This is a genomic window from Janthinobacterium sp., assembly GCF_031995485.1.
In the GTDB taxonomy this organism is placed as follows: domain Bacteria; phylum Pseudomonadota; class Gammaproteobacteria; order Burkholderiales; family Burkholderiaceae_D; genus Janthinobacterium.
The window spans coordinates 17,005-29,171 of record NZ_DAMAGB010000031.1 but is presented as its reverse complement, the minus strand read 5'-3'; the positions used below and the strand labels follow the sequence as shown (position 1 = coordinate 29,171).

The 12,167-nt window shown below is 61.6% G+C and carries 10 protein-coding genes; 2 read left to right on the top strand and 8 right to left on the bottom strand.

Translation table 11 applies throughout. The features are described 5' to 3' along the window. Positions 1-3 precede the first annotated feature (3 nt). The 6 genes from RTQ46_RS16975 to RTQ46_RS16950 form a co-directional block, all read right to left on the bottom strand. Positions 4-1,443 carry a flagellin gene (locus RTQ46_RS16975; protein ID WP_312438357.1) on the bottom strand — a complete coding sequence of 480 codons (1,440 nt, stop codon included), beginning with the start codon at positions 1,441-1,443 and terminating at the stop codon, positions 4-6. A gap of 335 nt (positions 1,444-1,778) precedes the next feature. After that, on the bottom strand, positions 1,779-3,233 hold the full coding sequence (locus RTQ46_RS16970; RefSeq protein WP_312438355.1) for a flagellin: 1,455 nt from the start codon (positions 3,231-3,233) through the stop codon (positions 1,779-1,781). Positions 3,234-3,558: 325 nt separating this feature from the next. After that, a complete protein-coding gene (locus tag RTQ46_RS16965) occupies positions 3,559-5,202 on the bottom strand; it encodes a GGDEF domain-containing protein (RefSeq protein ID WP_312438354.1) in 1,644 nt (547 codons plus the stop codon). A gap of 152 nt (positions 5,203-5,354) precedes the next feature. Beyond that, entirely contained in the window at positions 5,355-6,002 is a 648-nt protein-coding gene (locus RTQ46_RS16960; protein WP_312438352.1) for a response regulator transcription factor, read from the bottom strand. A gap of 25 nt (positions 6,003-6,027) precedes the next feature. After that, on the bottom strand, positions 6,028-7,542 hold the full coding sequence (locus RTQ46_RS16955; protein ID WP_312438351.1) for a histidine kinase: 1,515 nt from the start codon (positions 7,540-7,542) through the stop codon (positions 6,028-6,030). Between the two features lie 17 nt (positions 7,543-7,559). Next, positions 7,560-8,147, bottom strand: coding sequence for a hypothetical protein (locus RTQ46_RS16950; protein WP_312438349.1), 588 nt, complete (start codon positions 8,145-8,147; stop codon positions 7,560-7,562). An 88-nt stretch (positions 8,148-8,235) separates the two neighbouring features. Between RTQ46_RS16950 and greB the strand changes: the two genes are divergently transcribed. Then, entirely contained in the window at positions 8,236-8,802 is a 567-nt protein-coding gene (gene greB, locus RTQ46_RS16945) for a transcription elongation factor GreB (RefSeq protein WP_312438347.1), read from the top strand. Positions 8,803-8,873: 71 nt separating this feature from the next. Further along, positions 8,874-9,515 carry a transposase gene (locus RTQ46_RS16940; protein WP_312438345.1) on the top strand — a complete coding sequence of 214 codons (642 nt, stop codon included), beginning with the start codon at positions 8,874-8,876 and terminating at the stop codon, positions 9,513-9,515. A 49-nt stretch (positions 9,516-9,564) separates the two neighbouring features. On the opposite strand, the gene RTQ46_RS16935 is transcribed toward RTQ46_RS16940, so the two are convergent. Both RTQ46_RS16935 and rpoZ read right to left on the bottom strand, forming a co-directional pair. Further along, complete coding sequence (locus RTQ46_RS16935; RefSeq protein WP_312438344.1) at positions 9,565-11,829, bottom strand: bifunctional (p)ppGpp synthetase/guanosine-3',5'-bis(diphosphate) 3'-pyrophosphohydrolase; 2,265 nt, start codon at positions 11,827-11,829, stop codon at positions 9,565-9,567. A gap of 80 nt (positions 11,830-11,909) precedes the next feature. Continuing rightward, a complete protein-coding gene (rpoZ, locus tag RTQ46_RS16930; protein WP_010400723.1) occupies positions 11,910-12,113 on the bottom strand; it encodes a DNA-directed RNA polymerase subunit omega in 204 nt (67 codons plus the stop codon). Positions 12,114-12,167: the final 54 nt, after the last annotated feature.

Sequence of the window (12,167 nt, the reverse complement as noted above, 5' to 3'; positions counted from 1 at the left end):
TGATTAGCCGCGCAGCAGGGACAGCACGCCGTTAGGCAGCGAGTTGGCCTGGGCCAGCATCGCGGTACCTGCCTGTTGCAGGATCTGGCCGCGCGTCAGCTTGGCTGTTTCCGATGCGAAGTCGGTATCCTGGATGCGGCTACGCGATGCCGACAGGTTTTCCGAAGTCGATTCCAGGTTGCTCACTGCCGTTTCAAAGCGCGACTGCAAGGCACCGAAGGTCGCGCGCTGGCTGTTGACACTGGCCAGTGCGGAATCGAGAATCTTCAGCGCTTTGTTCGAACCTTCGACAGTCGATACGTCGATGCTGGACACCGAATTGAGTGTCGCCGGACCAGTGGCCACGCCATTGCCGGCGGTAACTGTACCCAGCGAGAAACCCTTGTCGGAGTTCATCGAGATATAACCCATCGTGACTGCCGAGCCGCCGGTTGCAACCGTGGCGGCAGCCGTCGCCGTACCATCGGCGCCGATCGATGCCGCCGTGAATGACGATGCCGTGCTCTTGTTTTCCAGCTTGATGTTGTTGCCGGCAATGTTGGTCAGCACCAGGCCGTCTTTGGCGTCGTTCAGCTTGGCAGTAACGCCGGTGGTGGACGACACATCATTGAAGGCGCTCACTGCCGATGCCAGGCCCGATGCGTTGTTCGCGCCCACCGTGAAGGTCACGTTCGAGGCGGTGCCGTTGTCGGAGGTGACTGCCAGCGAATACACGCCATTGGCCGTAAACTTGACTGCTTCTTCGGTCTTGGCGGTTGCCGTCACGCCCGTATCGGAGGTCTTGCCGTTGATGCTGGCTGCCAGGGTTTGCGCGGTGTCGGTGGTGGTTGCCGTCACCGTTGCCGTTTTCAGGCCCTGGATGTCAAAGGTGCCGCCGCTGTAGGCAGTACCGGTCGTGGTCGTGGCTGGTGGCGCCGCCGACGACTGGTTGTTGCCGTAGTTATTGGTACGGAAGTTGGCGGTCGTGGCCTGGATGGTCTGGCCAGCGTTGGCGCCCACCTGGAACGATGCCGAGCCGAACGAGCCGTCGAGCAGTTTCAGGCCGTTGAACTCCGACGTTTGCGAGATGCGGTCGGCTTCCGACAGCAACTGGCCTACCTCGGCCTGGATTGCCTTGCGGTCGCCGGCCGAGTTGGTGGCGTTTGCCGACTGTACCGACAGTTCGCGGACACGTTGCAGAATGTCGCCCGTCGATTGCAGCGAACCCTCGGCCGTTTGCAGCAGCGACACGCCGTCGTTGGCATTGCGCTTGGCTTGATCGAGACCGCGGATTTGCGACGTGAAGCGCTCGGAAATCGCCAGGCCCGCAGCATCGTCTTTTGCGCTATTGATGCGCAAACCCGAGGACAGGCGTTGCAATGAGGTGGACAGGGCGGACTGCGACGTGCTCAGGTTGCGTTGCGCATTCAGTGACGCGGTATTGGTATTGATTACTGAGGCCATTTTGAAGCTCCTTGCTATATGTTTTGGCTATATGCCTGGTACCTTGGTCCGCCCCTCCGTTCCGGGACACTCACACCGCAGTTATATTCATTAACGGAATGCCGTATGGAAAGTTTAGGAAAGGAAAGGCACTATATTTTTGTTTTTCACTCTCAAGTTGCCATGGATGAGGGCGTTTAAGCGACAGGATTTTCATAAACTTTAGGGTGGAAAATAATTAAATAGAAGAAATATTTTTTATTATTTTTTTATCAAAAAAATCCCCGGCGGGAAAAATCCGGCCGGGGATGAGCGTGGTGGGCAGGCGCGCCGTGGCGGCGCCCGGGTGATGCGGTTTAACGTCCTTGCAGCAGCGACAGCACGCCGTTGGGCAGCGAGTTGGCCTGGGCCAGCATGGCCGTGCCTGCCTGTTGCAGGATCTGGCCGCGCGTCAGCTTGGCCGTTTCCGCCGCAAAGTCCGTGTCCTGGATGCGCGAGCGTGAAGCCGACAGGTTTTCCGACGTCGATTGCAGGCTGGTGACGGCGGTTTCAAAACGCGACTGCAAGGCGCCGAACGTGGCGCGCTGGCTGTTGACGGAAGCGAGTGCCGAATCGAGCACCTTGAGCGCGTCGGAGGCGCCCTTGACGCTCGATACGTCGATGCCGGACACCGAGTTCAGCTTGGAGCCGCCGGCCGTGACGGCATTGGTGCCCGTGACGGTGCCGATCGAGAAGCCCTTGTCGGAATTCATCGAAATATAGCCCATGGTGGTGGCCGTGCCGCCGCTGGCAGCGATGGTGGCGGTGGTGCCTACCGTACCGGCGCTGTTGATGGCCGCTGCCGTGATGGTCGAAGCAGCGTTGGTGCTGTTGTTTTGCAAGGTGATATTGTTGCCGGCAGCATTCGTCAGGATCAGGCCATTGTTGCTGCTGTTCAGCTTTGCAGTCACGCCGGTCGAGGCCGAGGCATCGTTGAACGCGCTGACCGATGCGGCCAGGGTCGTCGCATTGAGCGGATTGCCAACGGTGAAGGCCACGTTGGCAGCCGTGCCATTATCGGAAATAACGCCCAGTGAATACACGCCGCCAGCAACAAAGGTGGCCGATTCTTCGGTTTTCGCCGAGGCGGTCACGCCGGTTTTTTCGCTGGCGCCATTGATGTTGGTGGCCAGTGTCTGTGCCGTATCCAGGGTGCCGACCGTGATGGTGGCCGATTGCAAGCCCTGGATATCGAACGAGCCAGCGCTGTAGGCGGTGCCTGCGGTGCTGGTGGCTGGCGCGGTGGTGCCCACTTCATTGTTGCCGTAGTTATTCGTGCGGAAATTGGCGGTCGTGGCCTGGATGGTCTGGCCGGAGTTGGCGCCGACCTGGAAGGTGGCCGAGCCAAACGAGCCATCGAGCAATTTCAAGCCATTGAATTCCGACGTTTGCGAAATACGGTCCGCTTCCGACAGCAGTTGGCCAACTTCCTGCTGGATCGCTTTGCGGTCGCCTGCCGAGTTGGTGGCATTGGCCGATTGCACGGACAATTCACGGATGCGTTGCAGGATATCGCCCGTCGATTGCAGGGAACCTTCAGCCGTTTGCAGCAGCGAGATGCCATCGTTGGCATTGCGGCGTGCTTGATCGAGACCGCGGATTTGCGAGGTGAAACGCTCGGAAATTGCCAGCCCTGCAGCGTCGTCTTTCGCGCTGTTGATGCGCAGACCGGACGACAGGCGTTGCAGGGAGGTGGAGAGTGCGGATTGCGAAGCGCCCAGATTGCGTTGCGAATTGAGCGATGCGATATTGGTATTGATAACTGCGGCCATTTTGATGCTCCCGATGTGCGGGTTTTGGCTCTGTGCCTGCTCACCTTGGTCTGCTCCCGCCTTCCGGAGCACTCAAACCGTAGTTGTAAAGATTAACGGAAGCTGGCCAGAAAAGTTTAGGGCTCAAAAGCAACTTTTTTCGTGTTTTCCCCTATGAAGGGCAAGTGGCGCCGGCCCTATACGGCAGTGTTTTTTGATACTTTATGGCAAAAATAAAAAAAATAATTGCCAGATCAGGGGGTGAAAACAGCGATTTTTGAGTTTGATGGGCAAAAAAATGCCCGCTTGGTGGCGGGCATGGGAGGCGATGGCGTGAAATGTGCGGCTAGTCGGCCACCACCACGCGGTTCTTGCCGGTCTGCTTGGCCTGGTACATCGCGCGGTCGGCGCGCTTGACCAGTTCGACCTGGTCTTCATTGGGCTGGCGCAGGGCCACGCCGGCGGAAAAGGTGATCAGCACTTTTTCATTGTCATGCAGGAAGAAGTGGCGGGTCAGTTCGCGCTGTAGCCGCGTCATGGTCGAGGACGCCGCTTCGACCGTGGTTTCCGGCAGCAAAATCAAGAATTCTTCGCCGCCGAAGCGGGCGATGACGTCCATCGAGCGCAGCGTTTCCTTGACGATTTTTACCAGGTGTTTCAACGCGGCATCGCCTGCCAGGTGGCCATAGGTGTCGTTCAGGCGCTTGAAGTCGTCCAGGTCCAGCATGGCGATGCACAGCGGCGTGCCACGGCGGTCCGAGCGCGCCGTTTCGCGCTCGAACACATCGTCCAGGCCACGCCGGTTCAGGCTGCCCGTCAGCTGGTCTTCTCGCACCAGTTCGCTCATATGCTGGAGTTTGGCTTCCAGCGTGTGGATGCGCTGTTCCGCATCCTGCACTTCCTGGCGCGCCAGTACCATCTTGTCGCGCGCGCGCAGGGCTTCGGTCTGCACCATGCGCGTTTCATGCAGCACCGCGTCGAGCACCTGGTTCAGGTCGGTGATGTTTTCCGCCTGGCTGATCTTTTCGGAATAGCCGCCGATCTTTTCATGGAAGTCGCCGGTGCTGGCGGCCACCTGGCCCAGACGGTCGATAAAGGTCATCATCATGTTCTTGACGGTCAGCTTGACGTCCGAAAGACTGTGCTTGAGCTGGCTTTGCTTGTAGATGACTTCCTTCAGGCTGCGCGTGGCGTCTTCCAGCGCGCGCTGGTCGAGCGGGCCGGCGATCAGGTTCTGCACCGCGTCGACCTGGCCGCGCAGCCAGCTGTCGTCGTCGAGCAGCTGGCTGACGTTGTCCAGCAGCAGCTTGAACAGGCGCAGCAGCAGCTCCTGCTGCTCGGCCGTGTCGCCGCTCTTCAGTTCGATCTGATAGCACAGCTGTTTCAGCCGCAGCGCCGCTTCGTTCAGCGCGTCTTCCGTGTGCGCCTGCTTGATGGCCGCGCCCAGCGATTCGGCTTCTTCCACCAGCGCCGGCGTGCCGGTCAGCAGGGTCGCCACGGCAAAGCCCAAGGTGCGGCTCAGCAGTTCGCGCAGGGTGCGCGTCTGTTCGCCGTCCGGCAATGGCGGCAATTCGATGCCGCCTCCCTTGCGTGCCTGCTGCTTGTCGGACAGTTGCGCCAGCGCGCGCGCATAGCTGTCCCAGTCGCGCGCTTTGAGGGCGCGCTGGAAGCGGCGGCCATAGTCGCCCAGCTCGCCGCCCGATTCGCTCATCTTCGCGGCAAACTGGCCCAGCACGTTTTCGGCGCCATTGTCCGGTACTGCGCTGGCGGCCAGCACGGCAGCCGGTGCGGCGGACTCCGCCGGCTCGCTGATGCCGGCAATTTCATTGTAGATATCGCGGTAGGCGTTCGGCGTGGGCGCAATGCGGCGCGTGGCCAGGCGGCGAAACGCTTCGCGCGCAATGTCGGCGGGGTTGGCGGCGCCGGCGACGGTGCTCGCAGGGGCACCGGCAGTCACGCTGGCCGGCGAAGAGGGCAATTTACTGGACATGTAGGCACGGCCTTTTTGGATATTTGCTAATTATCGCCATGATATGCGAGTTGGCATAGCAGGTATTCTTCGAGAAGCAAGGCGAAGGGGAGCCAATTCGCGTGATACGCTGCCGGGGCCGCCTGTTTGCAGCGTCTTCATGGCTCCGGTACCTATTCCACCAGCTGGTTGCGGATCGCGTAATGGGTCAGTTCGGCACTGTTTTTCAGCTTCATTTTCAGCAACAGCCGCGCGCGGTATTCGCTGACCGTCTTGGCCGACAGTTTCAGTTCTTCGGCGATCGCGCCCACCGTCTTGCCCGAGGCAATCAGCACCAGGGTCTGGTATTCGCGGTCCGACAGCGTTTCGTGCAGCGCCGTTTCATGGTCTTCGCCCACCGTGTTGGCCAGTTCCTGAGCCAGTGCGGCGCTGATGTATTTCAGGCCCTCGGCCACCTGGCGGATGGCGGTCACCAGTTCGCGCGGCGCGCTCTGCTTGGTGAGGTAGCCGGCCGCCCCCGCTTTCAGCGAGCGGATCGCATACTGGTCTTCGCGGTGCATCGACAGCATCAGTACGGCCAGTTCCGGCTTTTCCTTCTTGATCTGCTTGAGCACGTCGATCCCGCTGCGGTCGGGCAGGGAAATGTCGAGCAGCATGACCTGGCATTTCGAGGCGCGAAAACGCTTGATCGCATCGTGGCCGTTTTCAGCCTCGCCGGCCACGATGATGTCCTTGGTATCGGCCAGGATCTGTTTCAGGCCCTCGCGCACGATCGCATGGTCGTCGGCGATAAACACGCGGATAGTGGCTTTTTCTTTCATGACTGCATTCGTTTCTGCATGTGCTTCATCGTTGATTCGTATTTACTGGCAAACCTGCTTGCGCGGGGGCATCGGCTGCAGCCGCTATTATCGCCGCTCGGGGCGTCGCCAGCCCGATTTTTATGGTCAGCACGGTCCCGCCGCCCGGCGCATCGGCCAGGCTGAGGGTGCCTTGCAATGCGCTGGCGCGTTCGATCATGCCGCGGATGCCGAACGATTGCGGCTTGGCGCGGTCTGACAGGCGCATGCCGACGCCATTGTCGGTAATTGACAGGCGGATATGCTGGCGCTGGGTCACCAGGCGCACCGCCACCTGGCTGGCGTGCGCATGCTTGGCGATATTGGTCAGCGCTTCCTGGGCGATGCGAAACACGGTGGTGGCCTGGTCCAGGCTCAGCTCGACCTCCTTGCGGTTCGAGGAAAACGTGCATTCGATGCCGGCCTGGCGCGCAAATTCCTTGACCTGCCAGTCGAGCGCGGCAACGATGCCCAGGTCCAGCATGGACGGGCGCAGGTCGAGCGAGATGCGGTGCACGGCGTCGATGCTGCGGTCGACCAGCGCATCGACGTAGGCCGCTTTCTCCAGCAATGCAGCATTGTCTGGCGGCAAGCGGCTGCTCAGCATTGCCAGCGCCATCTTGATCGCCGTCAGGTTGCCGCCCAGTTCGTCGTGCAGCTCGCGTGCCAGCCGCGTGCGCTCCTGTTCCTTGACCTTGTCGATATGCGCCGTCAGCTCGGCCAGGCGGGCGCGCGACTGGCGCACTTCGATCTGCTCCAGCCGGCTTTCCGTAATATTGGTCATGATGCCTTCCCACTGCACCGTGCCGTCCGCCAGCGCGCGCGGCGTGGAACGCAGGTTGATCCACTTGACGTCTTTCCACGCGTCGACCCAGATGCGGCCTTCCCAGTTCCAGCTCCACAGCGCGCTTTTCGACGCCAGCATCGACTCGCGGTAGGAGGCGCGGTCGTCAGCCAGGATCAGTTCATGAAACAGTTCCGGCTGCGCATGCAGTTGTGCCGGAGACAGGCCCAGCAAGGCCTGGCAGCCATCGCTCAGGTAGGGGAAGCCGGGGCGGCCGTGCGCATCCAGACTGAACTGGTACACCAGGCCCGGCGTATTCGACACGATGGCGTTGAAGCGCGACTGCACCTGGGCCAGGGCGGCGGCGGTTGCCTGCGGCGTCGCGAGATCGTCGCCAACGGCCAGGATCAGCGCGCGGCCGTGATGGTTGACGCGCGACAGGCGCAGCGTCAGCGCATAGGCGCTGGCGTCGCGCCGCCGCTGCAGCACCGGCACGCTGGCCTGGGCGCCGATTTCTTCGCTCAAGCTGGCTGGCTGGTCGGCCGGCCATTGCGGCGCCAGTTGCCGCATGGTCATGGCTTGCAGCTCGTGCAAGGCATAGCGCAGGTTGTCGCAGGCGGCAAGATTGGCATCCAGCACTTGCAGGGTCGCCGCATCGAACAGATAGATTTCACTGGCGGCGGCCTGCATGGCGGGCGCCAGCCGGGGCGTGGTGGACGGGGAGGACAAGGTTGGCATGGACGTGTCTTTCTTTATCAGCGGCGCGCGCGCCAGAACGCGGCAAACCGGCGCAGCACGCGCGCCGGGCGCGAATTGTGGCGGCCGGGCCTGCCTTTGTAAAGGCGGCGCCACCAAACGCGGCGCGCGCGGCCCAGCATGGCCGACAGGCGGCTGGTACGGCGCCACGCATGCGTCGCCTGCAGCCGGGCGATCCAGCGGTCCTTGGTTTCCATGAAGCGGCCGTGCCAGCGGGCAAACCACGGCAGGGTCAAGAGGGTAGGGCGCGTCAGCGTATACAGGCGCGCGACGGCGGCGGCGCCACCGAGCTTGGCCGCGACGATCACGCCGATGCCTGAAAACGCATGGCCGCGCGCAATCGCCAGCAGCGCCAGCAGCTTGACGGGGAACAGCAGCACCGCCGGCAGCACGAACACGGCCAGCGCCCAGTATGGCGGCAGGCGCACGATCCACGCTTCGAGCGCATGCAGCGGCGGAAACTGCGCCAGTACCCGCATCGCCCGCGCCCCGTTCGCCCACAGCCATTCCTCGATCAGCAGGAAAATCGCCGCCAGGTAGACCAGGGGCGCGAACAGCCAGCGCCTGAAACGGTATGGTTTTTTCATCCGGCTCCAAAAATGTTACCTCGATGATACGTCAAAAAAGCCCGCACACGCGCCGGTGAGCGCCGCTCCGTGGGGCTACAATAGGCATATGAATAAAGCATTTGTAAAAGAGTCGGACAACGACGACGATGAAGAAGCCATCGCGCTGGCGCTGGCCATCCCCGCCGGTGCCAAGAATTACATCACGCCGGCCGGCTACCAGCGCATCCGCAGCGAGCTGCTGCAGCTGATCGACGTCGACCGTCCGGAAGTAGTGCGCATCGTGCACTGGGCCGCCTCGAACGGCGACCGCTCGGAAAACGGCGACTATATCTACGGCAAGCGCCGCCTGCGCGAAATCGACCGCCGCATCCGCTTCCTCACCAAGCGCATGGACCTGGCCGCCATCGTCGACCCCAGCGTGCACCATGGCAACGACCAGGTCTTCTTCGGCGCCACCGTCACCTATCTGACCAGCGACGGCGAGACGCACACCATCACCATCGTCGGCATCGACGAGTTCGATCCGCTCAATGGCAAGATCAGCTGGGTCTCGCCGATGGCGCGCGCCATTACCAAGGCCCGCGAAGGCGACGTGATTGTATTGAATACACCGCTGGGGGCGCAGGAGCTGGAGTTGCTGGAAGTGACGTATCCGGCGCCGGGGGAGGGGTAGCTTGCGGTGGCGCAGGGAACTTCGGCCGTAGGACTGCCATGCTGGGGATTTCCTGATCGGGAGAGCGCGCCATGCCCCGTACTGCACGATTGTTCCTGCCTGGAATGCCCTTGCATGTCGTACAGCGCGGTGCTGACAGGCAGGACTGTTTTTTCGAAGCAGCCGATTATCGCTGGTATCTGCAGCAGTTGCAGCGACATTGCCGACAGCAGGAGTGTTCGTTGCATGCGTATGTGCTGATGACCAATCACGTGCATCTGCTGGTGTCTGCACAGAAGATCCAGAATATTTCTCGGTTGATGAAGTCGCTGAATCAGGATTATGCGCACTACATCAACTGGCGCCACCATCGCACCGGGCCCTTGTGGGATGGACGCTACAAGTCTTGCGTCGTGCGGGACGCGACCTATTTATTGGTGTGCCAGCGCTATATCGAACTCAATCCTGTACGCGCCGGCATGGTGCGATATCCGGGAAATTACAGATGGTCGAGCTATCGTGGCAATGCGGAAGGGCGAAGCGATCCGCTGATTGAGCCGCATCCGCTTTACTTTGGTCTTGGTGGCAGTCCGGGTGGCAGGCAGCAGGCGTATGCTGCTTTATTTCAGGCCGATGAGGGAAATGCGTTTCAGGCATTGCGTGACGCCAGCCGCAGCAATGCTGTCATCGGCAGTGCGGAGTTCCTGCAGGAAATTCAAACCCGCAAAGCGTGAATGCCGGGGTCGGACCCTCAGGGTCCGACCCCAGTCTGCGCCTTGGGGTTTAATTGCGTTCGCGCAGAATCCGGTTGACCCCGGCCACCCGGCGCACATTGCGCAGCAAGGCGGCCAGGTGCACGCGGTCCTTGACCTGTACCGTGAAGCGCAACTGGTCGAGCACATTGTCCTTGTCCTCGTCCATGCCGACATAGATGATGTTGGCGTCGGACTCGCCGATTTCGGCGGCCACGCGTGCCAGGATGCCGCGCTCGCTGTTGATCAGCACCTTGATGCGGCAGTCGAAGCGGCGGTTCAGCTCGGTTCCCCAGCGCACCGCGATCCAGCGGTCCGGTTCCTTGATGCGCTGGCGCTTGGCCTGGGTGCAGTCGCTGGTATGCACCAGCAAACCCTGGTCGCGGCGCAGCTGGCCGATGATCTGGTCGCCCGGGATCGGCAGGCAGCACGGCGCCAGTTGCACCGACACGCCTTCGCTGCCGCAGATGGTGACCGGGTCGAGCTCGCTGCCGCTGTTGTGCTCCACCGGCATGCTGGCCGCTTCGCCGCCGATCAGGCCAAAGATGTGGCGCGCCACCAGCGTGGCCATGCGCTTGCCGATGCCGATGTCGGCATACAGCTCGTCGAGCGAATTGGCGCTCGATTCGTTGAGCAGGCGCTCGACCAGCGGCTCGGGCAGGTCGGCGTCGATGTTCAGCGTCAGCAAAGCCTGCGACATCAGTTGCTGGCCCAGCGAAATCGACTCGGGCAGGTTGATCGTGCGCAGGTGGTGGCGGATCGCCGAACGGGCTTTGCCGGTACGCACGAACGACAGCCAGGTCGGGCTCGGGCGCGAGGCGGAGTCGGTAATGATCTCGATGATGTCGCCATTGTGCAGCTCGGTGCGCAGTGGCGAGGTTTCGTTGTTGATCTTGACAGCCACGGTCTGGTCGCCGATGCCGGTGTGGATCGAATAGGCGAAGTCGATGGCGGTGGCGCCGCGCGGCAGGGCGATGATTTTCGACTTCGGCGTAAACACATACACGGAATCGGGGAACAGGTCGACCTTGACGTGTTCCAGGAACTCGGCCGAGTCGCCCGTCTGCTGCTGGATGTCGAGCAGCGATTGCAGCCACGCATGGGTGCGCTGCTGCAGGTCGGACGGGTTCGATTCGCCGCTCTTGTACAGCCAGTGCGCCGCCACGCCAGATTCGGCCGTGCGGTGCATTTCCTGGGTACGGATCTGGAATTCCACCGGCGTGCCGTACGGACCGATGACGGTCGTGTGCAGCGACTGATAGCCGTTCAGCTTGCGGATCGCGATGTAATCCTTGAACTTGCCCGGCATCGGCTTGTACAGGCTGTGCAAGGTACCCAGCGTGACATAGCAGTCGGCAAAGCTGTTCACCACCACGCGGAAGCCATACACATCGAGCACCTGCGAAAACGACAGGTGCTTGCTGCGCATCTTTTTATAGATGTCGTGCAGCGACTTTTCGCGCCCCGTCACTTCGGAGTCGATCTCGGCCATGGACAGCGTGCTTTTCACCGCTTCCATGATCTTGTTGACCACTTCGCGCCGGTTGCCACGCGCCGCCTTGACAGCTTTCGCCAGGGTGCGGTAGCGCATCGGATGCAGGTGCGAGAACGACAGGTCCTGCAGCTCGCGGAAAATATTGTTCAGGCCCAGGCGGTGCGCGATCGGCACGTACACTTCCATGGTCTCGCCGGCGATGCGCGCCTTTTTTGCCGCCGTCATGAAGTCCAGCGTGCGCATATTGTGCAGGCGGTCGGCCAGCTTGATCAGGATGACGCGCACGTCGGACGCCATCGCCAGCAGCATCTTGCGGAAGTTTTCCGCCTGCGCCTCGATCTGGCTCTGGAATTCGATCTTTTCCAGCTTCGACAGGCCATCGACCAGATGCGCGACGGGTGCGCCGAAGCGCTCGATCAGTTCGTCTTTCTTGACGTCCTGGTCTTCCATCACATCGTGCAGCAGGGCAGCCATGATGGCCTGCGCGTCGAGCTTCCAGTCGGCGCAGATTTCGGCCACGGCGATCGGGTGCGAGATATACGGCTCGCCCGAGCGGCGCATCTGGCCCAGGTGCATTTCGTCCGAGAAGCGGTAGGCTTCCTTGACTTTTTTCAGGTCGGCGGGGGAAAGGTATTCGGCCAGCTTGTCCATCAGGTGGCTGACGGAGGCCACCCCAGGCACCGGCGCCGGTGCGGCTGACGTGGGAACGCCTGGCGCATTGGTGCCCTGCGGTTTTGCCGCCTGGCGCGGAGCCAGGGTCGGCGGTGCTGCTGAAGTCGTGTCGGCTGGGGTCAGACTCATAAAACGTCGCGTTACTTCGCAGTGTGAATAAAGGAAAAATCAGAACCAGGGATCAGCACTGTTCCGTCACGCGGGATCCCTTACATCGGAACCTTTTTCAGCATCTCGATGCCGACCTTGCCGGCAGCGATTTCGCGCAGGGCGACGACGGTAGGCTTGTCCTTGGCTTCGACTTTAGGCGTGTGGCCTTGCAGCAACTGGCGTGCGCGGTAGGTCGCTGCCAGGGTCAGCTGGAAACGGTTAGGGATTTGTTTCAGGCAATCTTCAATGGTAATACGGGCCATGGTAACTCCTAATTGATTGGTGCGTGGCGCTGTGTGAACTGTGGTGCACGATGA

Excerpts from the sequence above, each read along its gene's own strand:
- RTQ46_RS16975 (WP_312438357.1), bottom strand. The coding sequence starts at position 1,443 with ATGGCCTCAGTAATCAATACCAATACCGCGTCACTGAATGCGCAACGC.
- RTQ46_RS16970 (WP_312438355.1), bottom strand. The coding sequence starts at position 3,233 with ATGGCCGCAGTTATCAATACCAATATCGCATCGCTCAATTCGCAACGC.
- RTQ46_RS16965 (WP_312438354.1), bottom strand. The coding sequence starts at position 5,202 with ATGTCCAGTAAATTGCCCTCTTCGCCGGCCAGCGTGACTGCCGGTGCC.
- RTQ46_RS16960 (WP_312438352.1), bottom strand. The coding sequence starts at position 6,002 with ATGAAAGAAAAAGCCACTATCCGCGTGTTTATCGCCGACGACCATGCG.
- RTQ46_RS16955 (WP_312438351.1), bottom strand. The coding sequence starts at position 7,542 with ATGCCAACCTTGTCCTCCCCGTCCACCACGCCCCGGCTGGCGCCCGCC.
- RTQ46_RS16950 (WP_312438349.1), bottom strand. The coding sequence starts at position 8,147 with ATGAAAAAACCATACCGTTTCAGGCGCTGGCTGTTCGCGCCCCTGGTC.
- greB (WP_312438347.1), top strand. The coding sequence starts at position 8,236 with ATGAATAAAGCATTTGTAAAAGAGTCGGACAACGACGACGATGAAGAA.
- RTQ46_RS16940 (WP_312438345.1), top strand. The coding sequence starts at position 8,874 with ATGCCCCGTACTGCACGATTGTTCCTGCCTGGAATGCCCTTGCATGTC.
- RTQ46_RS16935 (WP_312438344.1), bottom strand. The coding sequence starts at position 11,829 with ATGAGTCTGACCCCAGCCGACACGACTTCAGCAGCACCGCCGACCCTG.
- rpoZ (WP_010400723.1), bottom strand. The coding sequence starts at position 12,113 with ATGGCCCGTATTACCATTGAAGATTGCCTGAAACAAATCCCTAACCGT.